Origin of the sequence: Sphingomonas humi (assembly GCF_039536725.1) — a bacterium.
GTDB lineage: Bacteria > Pseudomonadota > Alphaproteobacteria > Sphingomonadales > Sphingomonadaceae > Sphingomicrobium > Sphingomicrobium humi.
The window spans coordinates 309,664-331,612 of record NZ_BAAAZD010000002.1 but is presented as its reverse complement, the minus strand read 5'-3'; the positions used below and the strand labels follow the sequence as shown (position 1 = coordinate 331,612).

General features: G+C 65.0%; 18 protein-coding genes, 2 tRNA genes and 1 pseudogene. 7 read left to right on the top strand and 14 right to left on the bottom strand.

The window, feature by feature from the left end; all coding sequences use genetic code 11:
• Position 1: 1 nt before the first annotated feature.
• The 4 genes from ABD729_RS09485 (at position 2) to ABD729_RS09470 (ending at position 2,491) form a co-directional block, all read left to right on the top strand.
• Complete coding sequence (locus ABD729_RS09485) at positions 2–325, top strand: cell division protein ZapA (protein WP_344709998.1); 324 nt, start codon at positions 2–4, stop codon at positions 323–325.
• A 153-nt stretch (positions 326–478) separates the two neighbouring features.
• Positions 479–1,072, top strand: coding sequence for a 5-formyltetrahydrofolate cyclo-ligase (locus ABD729_RS09480; RefSeq protein ID WP_344709997.1), 594 nt, complete (start codon positions 479–481; stop codon positions 1,070–1,072).
• Positions 1,069–1,305, top strand: coding sequence for a DUF2842 domain-containing protein (locus tag ABD729_RS09475; protein ID WP_344709996.1), 237 nt, complete (start codon positions 1,069–1,071; stop codon positions 1,303–1,305). The genes ABD729_RS09480 and ABD729_RS09475 overlap by 4 nt, the downstream gene beginning before the upstream one ends.
• A 37-nt stretch (positions 1,306–1,342) precedes the next feature.
• On the top strand, positions 1,343–2,491 hold the full coding sequence (locus tag ABD729_RS09470; RefSeq protein ID WP_344709995.1) for a cell wall hydrolase: 1,149 nt from the start codon (positions 1,343–1,345) through the stop codon (positions 2,489–2,491).
• A gap of 57 nt (positions 2,492–2,548) precedes the next feature.
• Here ABD729_RS09470 and ABD729_RS09465 read toward each other — a convergent pair.
• The 7 genes from ABD729_RS09465 to ABD729_RS09435 form a co-directional block, all read right to left on the bottom strand.
• Positions 2,549–2,625, bottom strand: a tRNA-Asp gene (locus ABD729_RS09465).
• A gap of 78 nt (positions 2,626–2,703) precedes the next feature.
• The gene (locus tag ABD729_RS09460) at positions 2,704–3,894 is read right to left on the bottom strand and encodes an AI-2E family transporter (protein ID WP_344709994.1); all 1,191 of its coding nucleotides are present in this window, start codon (positions 3,892–3,894) and stop codon (positions 2,704–2,706) included.
• A 3-nt stretch (positions 3,895–3,897) separates the two neighbouring features.
• The gene (locus tag ABD729_RS09455) at positions 3,898–4,260 is read right to left on the bottom strand and encodes an Mpo1-like protein (RefSeq protein WP_344709993.1); all 363 of its coding nucleotides are present in this window, start codon (positions 4,258–4,260) and stop codon (positions 3,898–3,900) included.
• A 9-nt stretch (positions 4,261–4,269) separates the two neighbouring features.
• Positions 4,270–5,532 carry a cation:proton antiporter gene (locus tag ABD729_RS09450; RefSeq protein ID WP_344709992.1) on the bottom strand — a complete coding sequence of 421 codons (1,263 nt, stop codon included), beginning with the start codon at positions 5,530–5,532 and terminating at the stop codon, positions 4,270–4,272.
• Positions 5,533–5,837: 305 nt separating this feature from the next.
• Positions 5,838–5,921 (bottom strand) — tRNA-Leu (locus ABD729_RS09445).
• Between the two features lie 115 nt (positions 5,922–6,036).
• Positions 6,037–6,789: a PEPxxWA-CTERM sorting domain-containing protein gene (locus ABD729_RS09440; RefSeq protein ID WP_344709991.1), complete on the bottom strand. Its 753-nt coding sequence runs from the start codon at positions 6,787–6,789 to the stop codon at positions 6,037–6,039.
• A 353-nt stretch (positions 6,790–7,142) separates the two neighbouring features.
• On the bottom strand, positions 7,143–7,643 hold the full coding sequence (locus ABD729_RS09435; protein ID WP_344709990.1) for a hypothetical protein: 501 nt from the start codon (positions 7,641–7,643) through the stop codon (positions 7,143–7,145).
• A gap of 262 nt (positions 7,644–7,905) precedes the next feature.
• On the opposite strand from ABD729_RS09435, the gene ABD729_RS09430 reads away from it, so the two are divergent.
• Both ABD729_RS09430 and ABD729_RS09425 read left to right on the top strand, forming a co-directional pair.
• Positions 7,906–8,808 (top strand): cobalamin B12-binding domain-containing protein, encoded by a 903-nt coding sequence (locus ABD729_RS09430; RefSeq protein WP_344709989.1) that lies wholly within the window; start codon positions 7,906–7,908, stop codon positions 8,806–8,808.
• 10 nt (positions 8,809–8,818) lie between these two features.
• Positions 8,819–9,289 (top strand): BLUF domain-containing protein, encoded by a 471-nt coding sequence (locus tag ABD729_RS09425; RefSeq protein WP_344709988.1) that lies wholly within the window; start codon positions 8,819–8,821, stop codon positions 9,287–9,289.
• A 67-nt stretch (positions 9,290–9,356) separates the two neighbouring features.
• On the opposite strand, the pseudogene ABD729_RS09420 reads toward ABD729_RS09425, so the two are convergent.
• A pseudogene (locus ABD729_RS09420) lies at positions 9,357–9,606 on the bottom strand (magnesium chelatase subunit ChlI family protein).
• A 14-nt stretch (positions 9,607–9,620) separates the two neighbouring features.
• On the opposite strand from ABD729_RS09420, the gene ppc reads away from it, so the two are divergent.
• The gene (gene ppc, locus ABD729_RS09415; protein ID WP_344709987.1) at positions 9,621–12,308 is read left to right on the top strand and encodes a phosphoenolpyruvate carboxylase; all 2,688 of its coding nucleotides are present in this window, start codon (positions 9,621–9,623) and stop codon (positions 12,306–12,308) included.
• Positions 12,309–12,354: 46 nt separating this feature from the next.
• Here ppc and ABD729_RS09410 read toward each other — a convergent pair whose 3' ends face one another.
• The 6 genes from ABD729_RS09410 to ABD729_RS09385 form a co-directional block, all read right to left on the bottom strand.
• Positions 12,355–13,947, bottom strand: coding sequence for a DUF5060 domain-containing protein (locus ABD729_RS09410; protein ID WP_344709986.1), 1,593 nt, complete (start codon positions 13,945–13,947; stop codon positions 12,355–12,357).
• Positions 13,948–13,991: 44 nt separating this feature from the next.
• Positions 13,992–15,257 (bottom strand): MFS transporter, encoded by a 1,266-nt coding sequence (locus ABD729_RS09405; protein WP_344709985.1) that lies wholly within the window; start codon positions 15,255–15,257, stop codon positions 13,992–13,994.
• A 149-nt stretch (positions 15,258–15,406) separates the two neighbouring features.
• The gene (locus ABD729_RS09400; protein WP_344709984.1) at positions 15,407–18,550 is read right to left on the bottom strand and encodes a TonB-dependent receptor domain-containing protein; all 3,144 of its coding nucleotides are present in this window, start codon (positions 18,548–18,550) and stop codon (positions 15,407–15,409) included.
• A 31-nt stretch (positions 18,551–18,581) separates the two neighbouring features.
• On the bottom strand, positions 18,582–20,117 hold the full coding sequence (locus ABD729_RS09395; RefSeq protein WP_344709983.1) for an FGGY family carbohydrate kinase: 1,536 nt from the start codon (positions 20,115–20,117) through the stop codon (positions 18,582–18,584).
• Positions 20,114–21,070: a transketolase family protein gene (locus ABD729_RS09390; RefSeq protein ID WP_344709982.1), complete on the bottom strand. Its 957-nt coding sequence runs from the start codon at positions 21,068–21,070 to the stop codon at positions 20,114–20,116. The genes ABD729_RS09395 and ABD729_RS09390 overlap by 4 nt, the downstream gene beginning before the upstream one ends.
• Complete coding sequence (locus tag ABD729_RS09385) at positions 21,067–21,945, bottom strand: transketolase (RefSeq protein ID WP_344709981.1); 879 nt, start codon at positions 21,943–21,945, stop codon at positions 21,067–21,069. Before ABD729_RS09385 ends, ABD729_RS09390 begins: the two co-directional genes overlap by 4 nt.
• Between the last annotated feature and the right edge of the window lie 4 nt (positions 21,946–21,949).

Genomic DNA, 21,949 nt, shown 5'->3' with positions numbered 1-21,949 from the left:
AATGGCCGAAGTCGACATCGAAATCGCCGGCCGCCGCTATAAGGTCGCCTGCCGCGACGGCGAGGAGCAGAACCTCCGTCACGCCGCCGAAATGGTGGACGCCAAGAGCCGCGAGGCACTGGCCGGGCTTGGCGCCCTGTCCGAGGGCCGCACGCTGCTGTTCGCCTCGCTGCTGCTGGCAGACCAGTTGATCGAGAAGCGTGGCGTAGTGACCCCTCCGCCGCCGATGCCGCCCGACCCGCAGGTCGTGCGCCGGGTCGATGCACTCGCCGAACGTCTCGAACGGCTGGCCGGCTACCTTGAGAAAGAAGCGGTTCGCGCCTAGATAGGTCGGTGACGGGTACTGCCTGGCACGCGCCTCATGAAATCCCTGAGGCTATTCCCGATCCATGGGGGCTGTCCCTGGCTGAGCCCTGGCTTGGCACACATGGTCCCCACCTGACGTTACAGGCGTCAGAGGATTACAAGGCTCCGACCTATGGTGGTCCCGTCACCCTTCCCTTTCCCGAGTGATAAGCCGGCACTCCGCACCGAGATGCGGGCGAGGCGCCGCGCCTATGCCGCAAGCCTTGCGCCCGCCACCCGCCTCGCGCTGGAGGCGGAGCTTGCGGCGGCACTTGAACCACTGCTGTTCGCGGCGCGGATAGTCGCCGCCTATCAGCCGATGAAGGATGAGATCAGCCCGCTCGGCGCGCTCGAACGGGCACGGGCGCTCGGCAAGGAGACCGCCCTTCCCGCCTTTGCCGCGCGCGATTCCCGGATGACCTTCCGCGCCGGGGCAGCGACCGAGCCGGGCCCCTGGGGTCTTCTCCAGCCGCCCTCGTCGTCGCCGCCGGTTGTCCCCGACCTCATCCTCGTTCCTCTGGTCGCCTGCGATCTTGCCGGAAATCGCATCGGCATGGGCCAGGGGCATTACGACCGCGCGCTCGAAGGGCTACGGGTGAAAGCCCGGCTGGTCGGAACAGGCTGGGACATGCAATTGCTCGATGGTTCGATCGCGGCCGATCCGTGGGACCAGACGCTCGACGCCTTCGCTTCGCCGGCGGGCCTCAAGGAGTTCAAAGACCAGTGAACCAGGAAGAACAACCGCGCGCCCGGCCGACTGCCGGCGTGTTCATGATCATCGGCATCATCATCGTCTGGGCGGTGCTGATCGTGTCGCTCGCGGATACGGTAAGCCGCTGGCCAGCTTTGGTTCAGCTGCCTTTCTATATTGCCGCGGGTATCGTCTGGATCCTCCCGCTGCGCCCTATCCTGCGCTGGAGTGAAACGGGGCGCTGGCGGGCAGAACCGCCGCAAACTTGAAATTCGCGACTGCTTTAGCTACCTGATACACTTCTCCATGACCGCTTCGATCCTCCCTTCGCGCCGGCCCGGCCCGGTCCAGCAGACGCTGAGCCTGCTCAGCGCCCGTCCGCTCGAGAGCGCGGGCGCTGGCGTGCTGGCACTTGCCGCCTGCCTGTCGGTCGCGGCCTTCGCCACTGGGCATGGAACAGCCCCTGCACAGCCCGAGGCGGCCGAAACAGCGCCGGCAGCGCCTTCGGTGCAGGACATGACTCCCTTCGCGGTGCGCCGGATCGACCCCACCGAGGCGCAGAAGCTGAATGCGGCGGTGCCGCTCGCCAATGGGCCCAATCCCGCCGCAGCGCCCTTCGTGCTGAAGGCTGACAGCAAGACCTACGGCCGGGCGCTCGAATGCCTGACGCAGGCGATCTATTACGAAGCCGCCCGCGAGCCGGAAGAAGGCCAGCGCGCCGTCGCGCAGGTCGTCCTGAACCGGATGCGCCATCCTGCCTATCCGGCTAGTGTCTGCGCGGTTGTCTACCAGGGTGCCGAGCGGCCGACGGGCTGCCAGTTCAGCTTCACCTGCGACGGGTCGCTCGCCCGGGCGCCGATGCGCGATTACTGGGACCGTGCTCGCCGCATCGCCGACGAGGCGCTGAAGGGCCATGTCGCCGCGTCGGTCGGCAACGCCACCCACTATCATGCCGATTATGTCGCCCCCTACTGGGCCCCGACGCTGACCAAGAGCGCGGTGATCGGCGCGCACATCTTCTATCGCTGGCGCGGCGATTGGGGGCAGCCTGCCGCTTTCACGCAGAAGTGGGTAAAGCGCGAGAGCGATCCGGCCTTCCTGCGCAGCGCAGCGCTGGCCGCCGAGGCGCGCTATGCGGCGATGGCACCCGTGGGCGAGGTCGTGACCACGATCGAGGAAGCGCGGGCCAAGCTGCCGCCCGAACTGGCCAGACTGGTCGAGCCGGAGATTGCTGCCGGCGGCGGCAAGCGGGTCGCGCTGCGCCTCGAGGCTCGCCGCAAGGTCGAGGAAGCGACGCGCGATCCCAAGCCGGTGGCGAGCGGGTCGAGCAGCCTCAACTGGGGTTTGACTGGGTCGCCTGCGGGCGAGGCCGAGCAGGCACCGCTTGGTCGAAAGCCAGCGGCCACGACGACCGCGGTCGCGGCTGGCGGAGCCGCTCCGAGCGGCGCTGAATAAGCCGCCCTTCGAGGGGCAGCCTGGCGGCAATGCCGCACTTCCAGCGATGACGGGAAATGGCGCGAGTGACGGGGCTCGAACCCGCGACCTCCGGCGTGACAGGCCGGCGCTCTAACCAACTGAGCTACACCCGCGTTTGGTGTGGGCGGCCAACTAGGTGACCCTTGCCGAGGCGTCAACCGCTTATCGCACCACGCCCCGGACTTTCGTCGTCAGGCGGCCGGCGATCCGGCCGATTGCTCCTCTTCTTCCTCCTCGCCGGCATGGGTCAGCGTGCCCTGTTCGAAGAGGAATCCCGCGATGTCTGGCGTGCCAGCGGCGGCGAAGACAGTCTTGAGGATGATCAGCAGCGGAATGGCGAGAAGCGCGCCCGTCGTGCCCCACACCCACGCCCAGAAGCTCAGCGAGAGGAGGATCAGCAGCGGATTGATCCGCACGCGCTTGCCGACGACCATAGGGGTGATGGCGTTCGCCTCGACCATGTGCATCCCGATGAAGATCACCGGGGGCAGAAGCGCGGTCCACGGATCGGGAAAGCTGATGAGGCCGCCGAGCGCCAGCAGTAGCGCCGACGCGATGGGCCCGAGATAGGGAATATAGTTCAGAACCGCGACGATGCCGCCCCACATCAGCGGCGAGTCCATGCCCAGCCACCACAGGATCCCGGCGACCAGCGCGCCCAGCGTCACGTTGATGAAGGTGATGGTGCCAAGATAGGTCGAGGTCGCGGCCACCACTTGCTGGATGACGCGGGCCGTGGTCAACGCGCCCTCAAAGCTGCCGCGGCTGGTGATCGTCTGCTTGCGCATCGCGGTCCAGCCCGACAGGAAGAAGAAGATCACCAGCAACGCGAAGAACAGCTGGATCAGCGCGTGGGGAGCGCTGCTGGTCAGGAGGTCGAGCATCGAATTGGGCGTTTCGAGCTGGACCGTCCGGTTGCCGCCCGTGCCCGCGGAGGGCAGCTGACGAAGGATCCGGTCGACGAACCGCTCGAGGTCCTTGACCAGGTCGAGCAGCGGCTGGAGCGCGGTGCGGACGCGGCCGATCCGTTCGGGCAGCAAGGCCACCCAGTCGATCGCCGGGATGACGATCGACAGCAGCGCGAAGGCCATTACCCCGAGGAACAGGAGGACGCAGGAGAAGGCGGCCGCCGCCGACGGAAGCCCGCGCCGTTCGAACCATTCGAGCATCGGCACCAGCGCGATGGCGATGACCAGCGCGGCGGTGACGGGAAGGAAGAATTCGGCCCCGGCGCGAAGCGCGAAGGGAATGGCGAAGATCAGGCCGATGCCGGCGATCAGGGTCAGGGACGCCAGCAGGCGATCGCGCTTGATGGTGATCGTCTCGGCAAGAAGCGCCGCTTCCTCCTCATGCGTGTCGGGGCGAGAAGCGGGTGCGTCCATGCCTTATCCTAGTCGCCGGCCACCGGCTTGCCCAGCACCCACACCCGCCGCATCGAGGTGCGGGCGGAGCCGCCCGCTCGCGGCGAGAAAGAACATCCGAAAGTCGCTGCGCAGGCTCCACCACGGATAGGTAAAGGTCGCCGGCCGGTTCTTCTCGACGAAGAAATGGGCGAACCAGGCGAAACCATAACCCGCGAGCGGCATGACGAGGAGCCACCACCAGTTGCCCGTCACGGCCAGCGCCGCCGCTGCCGCGATCACCAGCACAGTTCCGGCATAATGGAGGGCGCGGGTGCGGGTGCCGGCATGCTCCCTCAGATAGTGGAGCCAGAAGTCCTCGAACCGGGTGTAGATGCGCTCCGCCATGGCCCGAGCCTAACCCGCGGCCTTGCCGGTCTCAAGCGGGGCGCCCTCCCCCGTCACGCGGTCGAGGGCGAGGCCCGCGGTGAGGCCGTGGACCAGCGTCGAGAGGAGGATGGTGGCGGCAATCGTCGCCCACAGCTCATATTCGTTGGTGAGCTCCACGTGATGGCCGGCGTAGGCCAGATAATAGATCGAGCCGATTCCGCGCACGCCGTAGAAGGCGACCACTGCCCGGTCGCGCCCCTTGAGCGTGCTGCCGGCGAGCGACAGCCAGCCGATCGCGGGGCGAATCAGCAGGATCAGCGCGGCCGCGATCAGTCCGGTCACGAGCGTGAAGTGCGGCCAAAGCACGGGCAGCACCGCGCCGAGGCCGACCAGCAACAGCGCCGTCAGGGCGTGTTCGAGCGATTCGGAAAAGTCGTGCAGCCGCTTGTGGAAGTCGTGCTGGCTTTCCGACCGCCGCAGCGTCAGGCCGGCGACGAAGGACGCGATGAAGCCATAGCCTTCGACCAGCTCGGTCGCGCCATAGGCGAGGAGGACGCCGGCAAAGGCGATGACCCCGCTTTCGGTGCGCGACAGGGCGTTTTCGCGCGGCCAGTCGAACAGGAGCTTGCCGAGCAGCCAGCCGATCGCCGTGCCCGACAATCCCCCGACGATGACCCGGTAGAGGAGGTCGCGCCACAGCCAGTCTCCGGCGAGGTCCCAGGTAAGCGCCCCGGCGCTTGCGACCATGATCCCGAGGTGGACGAAGGGAAAGGCGAGGCCGTCGTTGAGGCCCGCTTCGGTGGTAAGGGTATAGCGAACCGGATGCTCGCCCCCTTCCTGCGGCGGCCCCACCGCGACGTCCGCGGCAAGCACCGGGTCGGTGGGCGCGAGAATGGCGCCAAGCAGCAGCGCACCCGCCAGGGTCATCCCCGCGACGAGCCAGCCGAACAGGGCAAGCGCCCCGATCGAGAGCGGCATGGCGATGGCCAGCAGGCGGATGGTCGGTACCCATAGCGCGCGCCCGGCCAGCCGGTCGATGCGCAGACCGGTGCCAAATAGGCCGACGATGACGCAGAGTTCGGCGACGAGCTCCCACAGCTTGGGCCGGTTTACCGGATCGAGCCATTGCGCCGTCTGCGGAAAGGGGAGGAAGGCGATAAAGCCGAGCAGGATCAGCAGCGCCGAGGCCGCCGGTTCCCGCCCCGAGACGAAGCGGGGGAGCCAGTAGGCGATGAGGATCGCCAGCCCGATGGCGGCAAGGGCGATGTGGTAGGCTTCAAAACCGAACATCAGCGGGTAATGCGTGAGCGCGAGCGATGGGGCCGGGGTTACGAAGTTGTCGAAGTTGACGCGGTCGCGGCCTTCAGCTGATCGGCGTGAGATCGCCGGTAGAGGCCAGCAGTCGGCGGACCGGTCCGACCCACATCTACAGAGAACCTCAAGCGAACCATCGGGGTTCGTTTAGATCAGGTGAAATCCTACATGGCAAGCCGCGGGCGCGTTTCGGCGGCGACGTGTGCCCTGACCCGCAGGGATTGGGTGTGACGCGGGCCGTCCCCGCGCAACGCAGGGCGAAGGCTTCAATCGCTGGAGAATGGTGCCCCCGGTCCGACTCGAACGGACACGTCTCTCGACAACCGATTTTGAGTCGGTCGCGTCTACCATTCCGCCACGGGGGCAGTGCGGTGCGGCTTAAGGGAAGGGCCGCCGAGGGGCAAGGTCGATGCCTTGGCCGCACGCGAGCCCGAATCAAAACGGAGGGAAAGGCGAACCCTCCCCTCCGTCCTGATTGCGTCAGGCGACCTGCAGGAGCGCCGGAGCGCGGCGCTGGCGGCGCATGGCCACGCCAATTCCGCCAAAGCCCAGCAGCATCAGTGCCCACGTGCCGGGTTCAGGCACGGCAGCAGCAGCCGCGAAATTGTAGCCGAGCGCAGCGCGGCGATCGCTGGTGGACAGCGACAGGTTGTCGGCGATGGCATTGAAGTCCGCACCGGCCCCGCTGCCGTTGCCGACACCGATGCCAAGCGTCGTCCCGCCGAGGAAATCGCCCCAGTCGGCCAGCGTCTTCATGATGTAGCTGCCCGTTCCGATACCGCCGGTGCCATCGAAGCCCTGGTTGACGATCTGCCGCCAGAACATGTCGCCCGACTGGACGCTGTCCTTCTGACCCAGGGTGTAGCCACCGTTATAGGCCGATTCCCAGATCAGCTCGTTCTGGCGGCCGTTGGCGTCGAGCACGTAGACCCGGAACGCAGGCGACTGGATTCCGCCGTTTCCACCGTTGTTGACGATGTAGTCGCCAGTGAGCGCCTCCAGCGACGAGGCCGCGATGTTGAGACCCGAAAGGTTGTTGTAGACCCGCGTCCGATCGCCGCTCAGCTGAAGCGAGCCGTCTGCGTCGAGGGCGGTCGTGTTCGAAATGGTCGCCGACGAGGTCGGGTTCGGCTGCGGGCGCAGGTCCGACGTCGGAGCCGTGAAGGTCTTGCCGTCGCTCGTGGGAGGAAGAGTGGTGGTTGAAAGCGAGGAAACGTTCGTGGTCTGAGCCACTGCAGACGACGCGAACGAGGCCGCAAAAGCGACCGCAAGAATTGTACGCATGTGTGAAGACACCCCTGATTTAACGACAGGGATGGACACCCCGGCCGCTTGATTAGCCCGTTGCCGAAGCCAGCATGAATGCCGACTCCGTCCGATCAACGAACGGTTAATGGCTAATTAAAATAAATCAGTGATTCAAGGATTATAAACGCAGAAATAATCTTGATTCCGGCGGGAACTTACGTTCGCTTTGGCTGTTCTTGGCACCCGCGCGACCTTGGGTTCGCAGGGCACCCCTTCCCCGTCAGTCGTCCCCTATCAGTCCGGCAAGAACCCGGCTCCCTGAAGCGGGTATCCCGGGCCTAATCCTGCTTGATGTCGAGGCTGACGGTGCGATCGGAGGCGCCCACGCTGACTGTCCGCATCAGATAGACGTTCACGCGCTTCGGGACACGCCCACCCAATGATCCGTCGCCAGTGACGGACAAGCCGAGCGACGCTCCGCGTTCGGTGGTCCCGGTCGTCAGCGCGGTGAGGAAATAGTCGCCAGGAGCGACCTTGGTGAAGCGGAACCCCTGCGTCCAGCCAGTGCAGGTAGTGTCCCGGCCAAGGCTTACAGCGTCCGCCCCCGGCAATGTTTCGTAGGCAAGGCTCTCGACCGTGCGCGATGCCGGTTCGAACGTCCCGAACATCGCTGCGATCTCGCGCTCCGACTGGGCGGTCCGGGGGATCAGCTTGACGCCGCGGCACTCGGCGCCGGCAACCTTCACCTTGCCCTTGAGCGTCGCGCCTTCAGCACTTGCGGCCGAGCCCTGAGACGCGAGCGGGAGGACGAACAACGAAGCAACGAGGATGGCACGCATAGCAGGTCTCCCCTTCGGCACGTTCGCAAAGTGCTACCACAAAGACCAACGCAAAGCAGCGCTGCCCGTTTCCGAACGCGATCGGCAAATGTCCGCATTGGTGGAAAGCGGGCGACTTGCGCCCGGAAGACGGCGCGCGCCGCTTCCCTCATGCCGCCGCGCCACATTGTACGACATCAATCCGACCTGGTTGACAGGTTGCCCTCAACCTTGTGACTGTCGAGGGTCAGAGCAGACCGAGGCCACCGGCGCAGGGGGCGCAATGGATTCGCAGAGACGTCCTCTTCCGTCGTTCGGCTCGGGCTCCACCAGTGGTTCGTCCAACGATTTGACCTTGCGCTTTACGGCGCCCGAATATCGCGGTCTGCTCGATGACGCGGACCGCAGGCAACGCATCGCACGTCTCGTTGCCAGCGAAATCGCACCGCGGCTGGAGGCCCTTCACGCTGTAATCCCCCTGCTCGGACATCCGACTGCGAACGACGTCAGTGAACTCGCACGGTTGGTTATAGCGTCGGACGGTCCCCAAGCTGCTGACTATGTGGCAAGCCTGCGTGATGGTGGCCTTTCGGTTGATACGCTGTTTGCCGAGCTGCTTGAGCCCGCCGCGCAGCGCCTCGGAGAGTTGTGGGAAGCGGATGAGGTCGACTTCATCGACGTGACCTTGGGCGTCGCTCGCCTTCAGGCGCTGCTGTCCGTCTTCAATTGCACGCATGAGATCGCGGCATCCGGCATAGAGCGATCGGTCCTCATGATGACCGTTCCAGGAGAGCAGCACAGCTTCGGGATTGCGATGGTGGAACGTCTCCTGACCGCGGGCGGGTGGCTCGTGTCGTCCGAGCGAGAAGCCACACCAGAGCGTCTCGCCAGGATCGTCGGTCAGCAATGGTTCGGAGTGGTGGGCCTGACCCTCAGCAATCGCTTCAATCTCGAGGCCGCAGCTCGCTCAATCGACGCAATCAGACGATATTCTCGCAACCGGGCGATTGGCATCATGGTAGGCGGACCTGTCTTCAGCACGAACCGGCACCTTGCCACAGAAATCGGTGCCGATGGCACGGCGAGCAGCGCCAGCGGCGCCGTCGTCCTGGCCCAGAAGCTCTTGGACCACGCACTTGCCGCATCCGTGAGCGAGCGTCCGCCCAGCCGCCAAAGCGCTGGCTGAGCGAGACGCCATGTACGACGAATTTCGCATTCCGGGCACCGAATTCGTCGAAGGCGAGATGCTTCTTGCGACGTTCGTCTACTGCAGTCGCGCGGCCGACGGCGTCGATGATCCCGAGGTCGCCCGGATCGTCGAGTTCGCCCAGAGCCACAATCGTGCGCGCGGCATCACCGGCATGCTGGTTTACGAAAGCGGGGTCTTCTTCCAATGGGTGGAAGGACCTGTCGCGCAGGTGCAGAGGTTGATGACGAGCCTCTATGCTGACGCACGCCACTATGACGTTGTCGCCTTGGATCACAGCGAAGAAAGGCGCGAACGTCTCTACCCTGATTGGGAAATGGAGCAGGTTGGGGCCGACGACCTTCACGCCGTGCTTCAGGACGCACTGGCGACTGCGGAGGATCAAAGCATCGTTGCGGCACTGAACCGCATTCTGGCGCAACTTGCGTCGGGGCCTTGGGTCTCTCTTCGGCAGACATGATCCGGGCGACAGGAGGTTCGCCCTCGTCGCTTCTTGTGCGTGGCGGGAGCGTTGCCCGTGCCATTCGTCAGTTCCGCGGGGCAGCCCGCCGGTAACTGAGCGCCTGCGACATGGATACGGCCAACCGTTTCCGCGCCGGCGAGGTCGGCGGTTGTGCGAGCGATGCGGAGGACGCGGTGGTAGCCACGGGCGCTGACCTCCGGTCTGTGCGCGCTATTGGGTAAGCCGATCGCCGCGCGAGGGCGTGGCAATGACCTTGCAAGGTGCTTCGATCGCTGGTTTCGCGAGACGCGCTGTTGCGGACGGTCTTCAAGCATGAGAAGCCGATCGTGTGACTTATCCCAAGAGCGATCCGCGACCCGCCGATGGCGTCCGACAATCGATCGGACAGAATGAAGACATTCGCTACTTCGGGCGACTGCTCGGCGACGTCATCCGCGACTATGGCGGCGACGAGCTGTTCCGACGGACGGAGTATATCCGGGCCGCTTCGGTGGACCGTTATCGCGGCGTCACCGCGCAAAATGCCACGGACCTTGGGCTTGGCGCGCTGAGCCTCGACGACACGCTCGCCTTCACGCGCGGCTTCATGCTTTTCACCCTGCTCGCGAACCTGGCCGAGGACCGGCAGGGCGCAACGAGCGAAGCTGGTGCAACGATTGGCGAGGTGCTGGCCCAGTTGGAGGCCGAAGGCGTCAGCCGCGAGGATGTGCTGGAGTTCACGCGGTCTGCCCTTGCTGTTCCCGTTCTGACCGCGCATCCGACCGAAGTCCGGCGCAAGAGCGTGCTCGATCACCGCGACCAGATTGCCCGGCTGATGCGGCATCGAGACCGCGGCATCGACGAGACGCTCGAGGGACAAAACGTCGAAGCGGAAATCCGGCGGCAGATCGCCCTGTTGTGGCAGACCCGCCCGCTTCGCCACGAGCGCCTGCACGTTGCCGACGAAGTGGAAACGACGCTCTCCTATTTCCGCGACGTGTTCCTCGACACCCTCCCCGCGCTCTACGCCCGGTGGGAACGCGAACTGGGAGGCAGGCCGTCAAGTTTCGTGCGGCTCGGCAGCTGGATCGGCGGCGACCGCGACGGCAATCCGTTCGTGACCGCCGACAGCCTGCGACTGGCGATCGGACGCAATTCGCGGACCGTTCTCACCCATTATCTCGACAAGGTCCACGCGCTTGGCGCCGAGCTGTCGATCTCGAGCGACCTTGCGCCGATCAGCCCGGCGCTGCTCGCGCTGGCGGATCATGGCGACAGGGGGCCGACCCGCGCCGACGAGCCCTACCGCCGCGCGTTGGTGTGGGTCTATTCCCGCCTCGCCGCGACCTACGAGGGCATCGTCGGCGAGCCGCCGGCCCGGCCCGCCTCGATCGCGGCGCCACGCTATGCCACGCCGGGAGAGTTCGCCGCCGATCTGACCACAATCGCCGAGGCGCTTGCACAAGGCTCCCACCTGGAGCTTTCGGCCGGTGCGCTCGACGCCCTTATCCGCGGCGTCGACACGTTCGGCTTTCACCTGGCGACGCTCGATATGCGGCAGAATGCCGACGTCCATGAGCGGGTCGTCGCGGAGCTGCTCAAGACCGCCGGGGTTGAGGACAGCTATCTTGGTCTGTCAGAAGCCGGCCGCGTCGCCGTGCTGCGGGCCGAGCTCGCCAATCCGCGACTGCTGGCGTCACCCTTCGCGACCTACAGCGACGAGACGTCGAGCGAGCTTGCTATCGTTCGTGCCGCCGCCGAGGCCCATTCGCGTTTCGGGCCGGGCTGCATCAACGCCTACATCATCTCCAAGGCGGCCAGCGTGTCCGACCTGCTGGAGGTTTACATCCTCCTCAAGGAGGCCGGGATCTGGCGCGATGGTTCAAGCGCGATCGCCGCCATTCCGCTGTTCGAGACGATCGGCGACCTTGAAAACGCGCCAACCGTGATGCGCGAATGGTTCGCCTCTCCCGAAGGGCGCGCCATCGGCGAGGAAAACGGCCATCAGGAAGTGATGGTTGGCTACTCGGACAGCAACAAGGACGGGGGCTATTTCACCAGCGTCTGGACCCTTCACCGGACCAGCCAGGAACTCGCCGCCGTGTTCAGCGAGGCAGGCATTCGCCTCCAGCTTTTCCACGGTCGCGGCGGAGCGGTGGGGCGCGGCGGCGGATCGGCCTTTTCGGCGATCACGGCGCAGCCGGCCGGAACGGTCCAGGGGCGGATCCGAATCACCGAGCAGGGCGAAGTCATCGCCGCCAAGTACGGCACCCGCGAGGGCGCGCTCCTTAATCTCGAGGCGATGGCGTCGGCCACCCTCCTTGCGACCCTCAAGCCGCGCTCGCTGGCGACCCGTGAACGCTATTCGAGCGCGGCGGCGACCATGTCCGAGACCGCGTTCAAGGCGTACCGTGCACTGGTCTACGAGACCGACGGCTTCAACGCCGTCTTCAGGCAGATGACGCCGATCTCCGAGATCGCCAATCTCAAGGTCGGTTCGCGCCCGGCGAGCAGGACCAAGAGCGACCGGATCGAGGATCTGCGCGCCATCCCCTGGGTGTTCAGCTGGGCCCAGGCCCGGGTCATGCTTCCAGGCTGGTATGGCATGGGCCAAGCGCTCACCGCCTTCGACGACCTGCCGCTGCTGCAGGAGATGCATGCCAAGTGGCCGTTCTTCCGTGTCACGCTCGCCAATCTCGAGATGGTGCTTGCCAAGTCCGACATGGCCATTGCCGAGCTCTACGCCGGGCTGGTCGAGGACGCATCGTTGCGTGCGACCGTTTTCGGTCAGATCCGCGCAGAATGGGACCGCACGCACGACCGCCTGCTGATGATCACGGGCCAGTCGCGGCTCCTGGAGGACAAGCCAGTGCTCGACGCGTCCATTCGCCTGCGGCTGCCCTACATCGAGCCGCTCAACCTTCTTCAGATCGAATTGCTGAAGCGGCATCGTACGGGCGAGACCGACTCGCGGATCATCGACGGCATCCAGCTGTCGATCAATGCGATTGCGACGGCCCTGCGCAATTCGGGATAAGTTGCCGCTGGCTCATGCCGGCCGCAGCGATCTCCACCCTTGCCGGTCAGACCCGAACCAGTCTGACGGCGATGTAAGGCCTGCCCGGCAATGCGAGCTTGGGCCGGGCCGGGTCATGCACATCATAATCGTTCTTGCGCGACATGGCGAAGACCCCTTCGACCGGGGTGATCGTCATGTTCCAGGTGTCGATGATGTCAGCCCGATAGCGTTGCAATGCGTCGGGGCCCTTGCCGGGCAGCACCACGTCCCACTCGCGTGGCTGGTCGGCCCCGAAATAGCGGAGGAAGTAGGCATTGGGTTTCCCCGCCAAATGGTAGTTCCACCACGGCTGAATTGGCTCGAAGCCGGGAACGGGCCCGTCTTCCATGATCTTGCGGAGGAAAGCGAGGCGCGGCGGGCTGCTGCCCAACAGCTTTCCACCCTGCCCCAGCCAGCTGTAGTCGGCGTTGCGAGCGGCATTGTAGGTCTCGCTATGGCCGACGTAGGTCCCGCCGATGAGACCATACCAGAAGCGCTCGACCATTTCGGGTCCGGTCAGCCAGCCCCACCGCTTGGTTGAGTTGCCCTCATAAACAACCTCGTCGAAGATGACCGGCTTGAGCGCGAAATCACGGTGAAGTTCGGCGCGGACATCATCGAGCACAGCCGCCCCGTTCTGGATGCTCGCATGCGTGATCCACGGCTTTCTGGCGTCGTAGTAGGTATGGATCTGGTGGATGGAGCGAAGGCGGTCATGCGGGTCCGCAGCGACGAGCACTTCGAACAGATGGTCCCAATCGGCCATCTTCTTGCTCTCGATCGCATCATATTCATTGGCCATCGACCACCAGACGTGGCGATAGGCTCCGAATCGTGCGGAGACGTAGCGGAGGTAGCGCTCGTCGTCGGCGCGCTTCATGTCGGAATAGCCGCGCTTGCTGTCATAAGGGTGAAACAGGATCACGTCGGCCTGGATTCCCAGTGCGCCGAGCCGGACCAGGCGATCCTCGTAGCGTCTGAAATAGGCGGGATCGAAGCGGCTCGGGTCCCACTCTCCCAGCCCGGGACCGGTCCGGACGAACGGGTTGGTCGCGACCGATTCCACATTCGGGAAAACCAGCATCCGCATCTTGTTGAAGGGAGCAGCCTTGAGCGTCGCCAAGGTCTCGGCGCAGCGCGCATCGGACTGGAGCGCCCAAGAATAGCAGGTCGTGCCGATCTGGCGGAACGGCGTGCCGTCGGCATATTCGAAGTGGTAGCCGTCCCTGGTTACCCGGACGGGGCCGTGATTGCCCGCAGTGGGGGCTACTGCATCGAAGCTGCCGCTTACGCCGTTCAGGGCTGCGGCATTGCTTTCGCTTGCCCAGCGCCAGCTGCCGACCTCAGGCGGGCTGAAACGGATGCGGTAGACCCCCTCCCCGTCGTAAAAGCCCGGCACCTTGATCTGCGTTCCAGCGGCGCTGACGAAAGTCGCCGTCAGGTTTACGTCGACAAAGGGATTGCCGCCGCTCGGGCCATGGAAGGTCAGCTCCTGAACGCCCCAGCGCTCGACCGTTCCGCGCCCGGCGCGGCGTGGAGCCGCGCCAGCCGAACTGGCCGCCCCCGCCGCGCCTGCGGCAAGCGCGCTCCCCAGCACGGTCCGTCGTGACACCTGCATGGAAAAAACTCCCGTACGGTTAGGCGCGCCTGCGCTTCGTCAGATCAGGTCGCGGGCTCAAGCTCGGCCTCGAGCTCTTCGAGAGAGCGGCCCTCGTTGCGCGGTGCGCCAAGGAAACCGATGAGACCGCTCAGGATCAGGAACCCGGTCAGGATCCAAGCCAGCGTCTTGAACCCCGTGGCGGTGAGCACGGGCACGAAGAAACTGAAGATGCCGAGCGAGATCCGGACAACCGCGAACATGAGGCCCTGCGCGGTGGAGCGGAGCAATGTCGGAAACATCTCCGAACTCCACAGCTGGAAGAAGCATTGCGCGCCGAAACCCTGGCCAACCGCCATCAGAACGACGTGGATCAAGGCCAGCGGAAGGGTCAACGGGAACAGCGCCAGCAACGACATGCCGAACACCTGGATCACGGCTGAAATGCCGAACAACAGGCGCTGGTTCACGCGGTCCGCCAGCTGCATGAAGATGAAGAAGATCGACCCCATGCCCAGCAGGAAGCTGAACGTCTGAACCGCGACGGCCGTCGCCTGGCTCTGGTTGCCGACCGTGCGCAGGATGTACGGGAAGAAGAAGCCGTTGGTGCCGGCCCACAGGTTCCAGATTCCGTACATGCCGATCAGGAAGGCCATGGAGCGGAGGTATTGCGGGGTGAGGAGGTCACGCAGCTTGCCCCGGTTTTCGCCGACCCTCGGTTCAGCCTTGGCTTCGAGCCAGCGGGCGGATTCATGCATGCGGGATCGCAGGAAGGTGAGTGCGAGCGCGAGGATCGCCAGATGTGCGAACACGATGCGCGCGCCGAGCAGGCCAAGCGGCGCGAGGACCAGGAACATCAGCAGCACGACCGTCGGCCCCATGTACCAGAGCACTTGAGCCACGCCGCTATGCTTGCCCCGCTGGCGGTCGGGCGCCTGTTCCGCGATCAGCGACCATGAAGCCGGAATGTCGGCGCCTACCGCCAGACCCACCAGGAAGAAGCCGAGCACGACCATCCACGCGTTCATCGCGAAGACGAGCCAGAGCATCCCGAAGGCATAGAACAGCATGTCGTACTGGTAGATTTTCTTGCGGCCCAGAATGTCACACAGCCGCCCGCCGATCATGGCGCCGATGCCTGCCGAGATGGCGTTCGGGCCAAGGGCGCCAAGGATGCCGACGAGGCTGGTGTCGAGCTGATAGGCTTCGACCCACAAGGCGAGCGCAGCCGAGCCGGCGACGATCGAGCCTGCATCGATGTAGTTGGCCAGCCCGGCAAGGATCGTGTCCTTCCAGCCGTGATCGCCATCGGCGGACGTGCTCGCGGTCATTGGCACGGTCTCCTACTGGTCAGGCTTCGGTCGCCCCCGCTGGGTCCAACCGGCCGACAACACGGCGGCGTCGAAGCGAGCGGCGCCGTCTGAAAGAAGAAGAAAGGGGAGGCCACGTGAGCAGCCTCCCCTTTCTTCCGTCACGAAGCTTAGAACTTGGCGCGGACGCCAGCGTAATAGCGACGGCCGATGATGTCCCAGATCGCGTTGGGCGATCCGTTCGGAGTACCGGACCACAGGAACGGCGCTTCGACATCGAACATGTTCTTGACGCCAGCAAACAGCTCGAAGTGCTCAAGACCCGTGAAGCGGACCTGGGCATTGGTGTAGATCTTCGAGTCGATGGTGAAGTACTTCCTGTCCGGAAGCGAACCGTTCGCGAGCTTGAAACCAGTCTGGTAGTTCTCGTAATCGAACATCTGCTTGCCGACATATTCGTTCTCGATCGTGAACCCGAACTGCCGGTTTTCCCAGTTGAGGTTGACGTTCGCCGAATCCTTCGGCCGGCCGATCTCGCCCATCTGATTGTCGTACGGATCGCCGGTGAAGGTGATCACCCCCTGCTTTAGGAGATGGGTCCAGCTTCCCGACACCGTAGCCGTCCCGCCGACCAGCGCATGGTTGTAGCTCGCCGTGAAATCGAGACCGCGGGCGAACAGGCCGCCGCTGTTCACGAGGCCGATGGCGACCTGCTCGACGGAGCCGATGCTGAAGGCGCCCGAGGGTGCCGTGCGACGGGTGATCAGCGAGCAGAAGTTCGGAAGGCCGGTCACGTAGCACTTGTTGAGGATGACGGCGGCCGACGGGCGATTGATCGCGTCCTCGATCTTCACGTCGAAATAATCCGCCGTGAAGGTGAAGTTGCGAAGGAAGTCGATCGAACGCGGGTTGACCACGACACCAAGGGTAAGCGTCTTGCCCGTCTCCTCGTTGAGGTTCCGGTTGCCACCCGTAATGGTGCCCACGCCAGCCTGGTCGGACGACGTCAGAACCACTCGCCCATTCTGATTGATGTTGGCGACGATGCTCGGGTTCAGACGGCAGTTCACCGCGGTCGGGCTGGCGTCGGTCAACGTCACGCCCTGGCACGGATCGTTGATCGTCGTGATGCCGGCCGCGTTGGCAGCATAGAGCTCGTTGATGTTCGGAGCGCGAACGGCATGCGCGTAGACGGCGCGGAAACGGATATCCGAGATGGGCGACCATTCGGCCCCGATGTTCCAGGCCGGGAAGCTGCCGACGGTCGAATAGTCTGAAATTCGCGCCGCGCCGCGGAGCGTCAGATTTTCGATGAACGGCGTGTTGTGGATCAGGGGAAGAATGACTTCGCCATAGGCTTCCTTGACGGAGAACTTGCCCCTTGTGTCCAGCAGCTGGACGTAGCCGTTACGCGCCGCGTTGGTCAGCGGATCGAAGTCGTCGAGGCTGGTCTCCTTGCGCCACTCGGCGCCGACCGAGATCTGCGCCGGGCCAGCCGGCAAGTTAAAGAGCGTGCCACCCACGTTGAGCGCGGCGCTCTGCATGGCCTGCTTCGAATAGCGGCTGAGTTCGGTGGACAGCCAGTTAGCGGCTTCCGTGGTGATCCGGGTCTGCCCGTCGGCATTGCCATACACGTTGATCGGGACGCAGCCCTGCGCCCGGGCGGTCGGATCGAAGCAGATCGCCTCCGTCCGGTTGCCGTCATTATCGACGTCGTTGATGTCCGGGATTACCTGAACCGCTTGCGCAAGCCGGTTGAGGTCGGCCAGCCCGGTCATCCCCTGGCGCTGCTTGCTGTAGCCATATTGGTAGGAGGCGTCGGCGGTCCAGTCGCCGCCGATCTTGTAGGTCCCACCGAACGCGACACGGAAGTTGTCGCGCTCCGTCGGCGTGCTGCGGGTGCCGTTGCCGAAGGTCACCGTGCGAACAAGGAAGCTGATGTCCTTGGACGCGAGGCCCGGAACATCGTTGCCGGTGAAGCTATCTGTCGCGGCGGCCAGCACGGCCGCCGGGACGAACGGGTTGTTGACCGTCTGGAATGCCTGCGTGCTGTTGTTGAAGACTTGGAACTGGATCGGGTAGAAACCATTCGATCCAGTGAAGGCGCCAAGCGCGCTGTCCGTGCGCATTGGCGAGGCCTCGCGCTTGCCGACGGTCTTGTAGTTCGAGAAGGTCGATTCCGCGAACAGATTGAGGGCCGGTGTCACGTCGAAGTTCAGGCGCGTCGCAACCGTCAGCTGATCGGACGGCGATGCCTGCTGACCGACGGCATTCGCATTGTACCCGTACTTCTGCACGGCAGCGAGGGTGTCGATGCTGGACTGGGCAGTCGGATTGAGGAAGGTCGCGGCGGTGATCGACGGGTAGGTGACGATCGAGCCATCCGACAGGATCAGCTGGCTACCCCGACCGCCGAAGGTGAACGTACCGCCCGGACCGACGTTCGACGGCGAGTAATAAGGATCGAACAGTCGCTGCGCGGCCGTCAGGTTCTGGTCGTTGTTGCCATTGGTGCGCAGCAGATTGCCGATGCTGCTGAAGCCCCGCGCGGTCCGCGCCCGGTTGATGTTGTTGACGGCGCCTTCGTGGTTGTAGCCGGCAAAGACCATCACGTTGCCGCGATTGTCCATGAAGTTCTGACCGAAGGTGGCGTCGAGCGAGTAGCGCTTGTCGTCGCCAACCTCGGACTGGCCAGCCTGAGCGTTCGCAAGGAGGCCGGAGAATTTCTTCTTGTAGATGAAGTTGACCACGCCGGCGAGCGCGTCCGAACCGTAGACCGCCGAAGCGCCGCCCGTCAGAACGTCCACCCGCTCCACGAACGAGCTCGGGATCATCGTCAGGTCGACCTGCGCCGTGCCGGGCACACCGGCAACAGTGCGGCGACCGTCGATGAGCACCAGGGTGCGGGTGTCACCAAGGTTGCGAAGATTCACTGTGGCGAGACCGGGGCTCGTGTCCGCAGCGTTGGTGACGCGCGTGTTGCCCGGGATGCCGACCGCTGGAATTTCGGAGAGCACCTCCTGCACGTTGGTGGCGCCACTGTTCTGGATCGCTTCGGCGGTGATTGCCTGAAGCGGCGACGGCGACGTCAGCGTGGGGTTGCGGATGCGGCTGCCGGTGACGACGATGTCGTTGTTGGTGGCAGGCGTTTCGCTCTCCGGCGGCGTTGTCGTCACCGGTACTGGCACGGGCGCCGGGGCAGGCGCGCTCTGCGCCATCGCGGGCGCACCCGACAAACTCAGGATACTCGCTCCGGCAAGCAGCAGGCCGTGCGACAGTCGCCGCAGGTTGCGATCGGTTTCTTGAGTGCACATCGTCATCTCTCCCCCAACTCCTCTTCTAGACTTATGCAGTGGCGCTTGCCGGACAGGACCGCTGGTCAGCGGCCCCGGAAAGACCTTGGTTGCTCATTGCTGCCGCGACAGTGTTGCTGACTGCGGCTCGCCAGCGCTGCACCACTTGGCGCCGCCGTTCTGGCCGCATGACCGGAGTGAAGCGCGTTGCTTCCGCGGGCTGGAAAGTGGAATTCGTCACGCCAAGCGCTTCAAGCGCCATGCGGGCGGCGCCCAGGGCACTGGCTTCCTGGATCGCCGGGCGAACGATGCTGCGGCCACTGAAGTCGGCAAGCATCTGCATCAGTAGAGCGTTAGCCGCAGCCCCGCCGTCGACGGACAGTTCAGGCAGCTCGTTTTCAAGGTCGGCCTCGAGCGCGGCGACCACGTCCGTGATCTGTAGCGCGATCGCTTCAAGCGTGGCGCGGGCGATATGGGCCGGCTTGGTCGCGAGGGTCATGCCGAAGATCGATCCGCGCGCTTCGCCGCACCAGTGCGGCGCGCCAAGGCCGACCAGCGCCGGCACGAAGATCACGCCTCCGCTATCGGTCACCGAGACAGCAAGGCTGGTCAATTCCGCCTCGTCACGCAGGCCCAGCAGGCCGGTGGCGAATGCTGCGGCGTGGCCCGACACCGAAATATTGCCCTCGAGCGCATGTTGCGCCTGGCCGTCGCGACTCCAGGCGATGGTGCTCGACAGGCCGTGTGACGAATGCACCCGCTGGTGCGTCGCGGTCATGAGCGAACTGCCCGTGCCAATGGTAACCTTCGTCCGGCCCGGGGCTCCGATGTCGTGCGCGAATAGCGCTGCGTGGCTGTCACCGACCATGGCGTGGACGGGAGTACCGTCGGGCAGCGCCGTGACGCCGGCGGCCACCGTTCCGAACAGGCTGTCGGACGAGCGGATTTCGGGCAAAATGGACAGCGGCACATCGAACAACCGCGCCAGTTCCGGATCCCACTCGAGCGTCGCCAGGTTGAAAAGCTGCGTGCGCGACGCGTTGCCGTGATCGGTCGCGTGGACGGTTCCACCGGTCAGGTTCCACAATAGCCAGCTGTCGATCGTGCCGCATCGCAATTCACCCGCGGCCGCGCGCTCCCGCCCGTTGGGAATGCTGTCGAGCAACCAGGCGATCTTGGCCGCTGGAAACAGGGGATCGAGAGCAAGTCCGCTGCGCTCGACGACGGCGGATTCGTGCCCGCCTGCCCGCAGCGAAGCGCAGCGTTCGGCGGAACGCTGGCATTGCCAGATCACGGCCGGTCCGACAGGCCTGCCGCTTTCCTTCTCCCACAACACCACCGTTTCACGCTGGTTGGAGATCGCAAGGGCTTGCACTTGTGCGTGGGGCGCAGCGGCCACCAGCTCGCCGATCAGCCCGGCCACCGCTTCCCAGATTTCCAAGGCCGACTGTTCGGCCCAGCCCGGCCGCGGATGGTCGACCCGCATGGCGCGCGACCGCATCAGCAACACGCTGCCATCATCGCGGACAAGCAGACCCTTGGTATTGGTCGTGCCCTGGTCGATCGCGAGGATGACGCGGTCCGTCATGGACGGGCCACCTTGCCGAGCAGGGAAGACGCGGCCTCAACGATGCCGTCGGACGTCAGGCCGAACCGCTCCATCAGCCAGCTTGCCGAGCCGGTCGGCAGGAAGCCGGGAAAACCGAGCGAACGGATGCGCACCGGCGAATGGGCCGCGCAATATTCTGCGACCGCTCCGCCTAGCCCGCCGCGTGCGAGACCTTCTTCGGCAGTGACGATGGCGCCGGTCGCAGCGGCCGCCGCGACCGCTTCTTCGTCGAGCGGCGAGACCGTCGACATGTTGATCACACGCGCCTGGATGCCCATGCCGGCAAGTCTGTCCGCCGCTTGCAGGGCACGATGGACGAGCGTTCCATTCGCGATGATTGCGACGTCAACACCGTCACGCAAAATCTCGGCCTTGCCGATCTGGAATGCGGCTCCGGAGCGCGGCAATTCGGGCACGGGCATGCGACTGATCCGCACGAAAACCGGGCCATCGTGCGCTGCGGCGGCCTTGATCGCTTCAGCCGTTTCCCACGGATCGGAGGGAACGATAACGGTCAGCTGATCGATCGCCCGCAGCCAGGCGATATCTTCGATGCTGTGATGGGTTGCGCCGAGCTCACCATAGGCAACGCCGCTTGAAATGCCGCACAGCTTCACATTGGCCTGACTGTAGGCGCAGTCGACCTTGATCTGTTCCATCGCCCGGGCCGTAAGGAAGCAGGCCGCGCCGCTGACAAACGGGATCTTGCCGCCGTTGGCCAGCCCGGCGCCGACGCTCACCATATTCTGTTCGGCGATGCCGACGTTGATCAGCCGCTCCGGAAAACGGTCGCGGAATTTGCCGAGCTTCGATGAGCCGACGGAATCGTTCACGACCGCCACGATGCGGTCGTCGGTCGCGGCGAGTTCTTCCACCGCGAGCACATAGGCATCGCGGCAGTCGAACAGCTTGGCGGGCGCGGAAGCGTTCATTGGCGCACGTCCAGGTCCAGCTCTTCCAGAGCCTGGCGATATTGATCGGCATTGGGCACGCCATGATGCCAGGCTGCCTTGTCGTGCATGTAGCTGATGCCGTGCCCCTTGATTGTGCGAGCGATGATCACGCGAGGCTTGCTGCGCGCCTGGGACGCCAGATCGAGTGCAGCGAGCAGCGCGGCATGGTCATGGCCGTCGCACTCGTCCACTTCCCACCCGAACGCACGCCACTTGTCGCCGAGCGGTTCGAGCGCGTTCGTGTCCTCGGTCGTCGCACCCTGCTGCAGGCCGTTGCGGTCGACGATGACAGTGAGGTTGCCGAGCTTGCGGTGACCCGCGAACATGGCGGCCTCCCACATGCTCCCTTCCTGCAGTTCGCCGTCGCCGGTCAGGGCGAAGACACGGAAGTCTGCCCGGTCTATCTGGCCGGCGACAGCAATCCCCACCGCAACAGGAAAACCGTGACCGAGCGGGCCGGTGTTGGTCTCCACGCCTGGCAGGTACATCCGGTTAGGATGACCGTTCAGTCGCGACTGCGGCTTGAGGTAGGTGTCGAGTTCGGCTTCGGGGAAGAAGCCGGCGCCGGCGAGGGCCGTGTATAGCGCGCCAGTGCAATGCCCCTTGGACATGACGAAGCGATCGCGATCAGGCGCGGTGGGCGAAGCGGGATCAATCCGAAGAACATCGAAATAGAGGGACGCAATGATGTCGGCGGCGGAAAGATCGCCGCCGGGATGGCCCTGCCCGGCATCCACAATCATGCGCAGGAGGCGCCGGCGCATCCAATTGGCACGCTCCCGAACACGCAGCGCGCGCTCGGCGACCGTCATGCGCTGCGCATCGGCAGCCAGTAACATGCCTTCCGTTGCCATTGAG

What these genes read in the sequence shown, in the direction of transcription:
- ABD729_RS09460 (WP_344709994.1), bottom strand. Translation starts at nt 3,894, where the DNA reads ATGGACGCACCCGCTTCTCGCCCCGACACGCATGAGGAGGAAGCGGCG.
- ABD729_RS09435 (WP_344709990.1), bottom strand. Translation starts at nt 7,643, where the DNA reads ATGCGTGCCATCCTCGTTGCTTCGTTGTTCGTCCTCCCGCTCGCGTCT.
- ABD729_RS09425 (WP_344709988.1), top strand. Translation starts at nt 8,819, where the DNA reads ATGTACGACGAATTTCGCATTCCGGGCACCGAATTCGTCGAAGGCGAG.
- ABD729_RS09395 (WP_344709983.1), bottom strand. Translation starts at nt 20,117, where the DNA reads ATGACGGACCGCGTCATCCTCGCGATCGACCAGGGCACGACCAATACC.
- ABD729_RS09405 (WP_344709985.1), bottom strand. Translation starts at nt 15,257, where the DNA reads ATGACCGCGAGCACGTCCGCCGATGGCGATCACGGCTGGAAGGACACG.
- ABD729_RS09450 (WP_344709992.1), bottom strand. Translation starts at nt 5,532, where the DNA reads ATGTTCGGTTTTGAAGCCTACCACATCGCCCTTGCCGCCATCGGGCTG.
- ABD729_RS09430 (WP_344709989.1), top strand. Translation starts at nt 7,906, where the DNA reads ATGGATTCGCAGAGACGTCCTCTTCCGTCGTTCGGCTCGGGCTCCACC.
- ABD729_RS09400 (WP_344709984.1), bottom strand. Translation starts at nt 18,550, where the DNA reads ATGTGCACTCAAGAAACCGATCGCAACCTGCGGCGACTGTCGCACGGC.
- ABD729_RS09455 (WP_344709993.1), bottom strand. Translation starts at nt 4,260, where the DNA reads ATGGCGGAGCGCATCTACACCCGGTTCGAGGACTTCTGGCTCCACTAT.
- ABD729_RS09485 (WP_344709998.1), top strand. Translation starts at nt 2, where the DNA reads ATGGCCGAAGTCGACATCGAAATCGCCGGCCGCCGCTATAAGGTCGCC.
- ABD729_RS09470 (WP_344709995.1), top strand. Translation starts at nt 1,343, where the DNA reads ATGACCGCTTCGATCCTCCCTTCGCGCCGGCCCGGCCCGGTCCAGCAG.
- ABD729_RS09390 (WP_344709982.1), bottom strand. Translation starts at nt 21,070, where the DNA reads ATGAACGCTTCCGCGCCCGCCAAGCTGTTCGACTGCCGCGATGCCTAT.
- ABD729_RS09410 (WP_344709986.1), bottom strand. Translation starts at nt 13,947, where the DNA reads ATGCAGGTGTCACGACGGACCGTGCTGGGGAGCGCGCTTGCCGCAGGC.
- ABD729_RS09385 (WP_344709981.1), bottom strand. Translation starts at nt 21,945, where the DNA reads ATGGCAACGGAAGGCATGTTACTGGCTGCCGATGCGCAGCGCATGACG.
- ABD729_RS09480 (WP_344709997.1), top strand. Translation starts at nt 479, where the DNA reads ATGGTGGTCCCGTCACCCTTCCCTTTCCCGAGTGATAAGCCGGCACTC.